The sequence below is a fragment of the Streptococcus suis genome (assembly GCF_002964045.1).
Classification (GTDB): domain Bacteria; phylum Bacillota; class Bacilli; order Lactobacillales; family Streptococcaceae; genus Streptococcus; species Streptococcus suis_U.
On record NZ_POPB01000689.1, the window covers coordinates 1 to 300 of the forward strand.

At 45.0% G+C, this 300-nt stretch carries 1 pseudogene; it reads right to left on the reverse strand.

Going from position 1 to position 300, the window contains the following annotated elements:
• Positions 1-300 (reverse strand): annotated as a pseudogene (locus C1E99_RS14335) (DNA topoisomerase IV subunit B); the annotation flags it as partial.

The window sequence follows — 300 nt, forward strand, 5'->3', positions numbered from 1 at the left end:
GAACGTTGTTAACAAAGGACAGGATGTTGTCTGAATAGCCGTCGTTGTACTGCATAGCAACTTGGACTTGGAAACCAGCATCTTCTCCTTCAAAATAAAGGACAGGTGTCAGAGTTTCCTTGTCTTCGTTGAGGTAGGATACAAAGTCCTGAACGCCATTTTCATAGTGATACTCCTCCTGCTCACTAGTCCGCTCATCTGTCAAGGTCATGGTGACTTGTTTGAGCAAGAAGGCTGATTCTTTCAGGCGTTCGGCAATGGTATTGAACTTGAAGTCCGTCGTTGAGAAGATGGTATCGT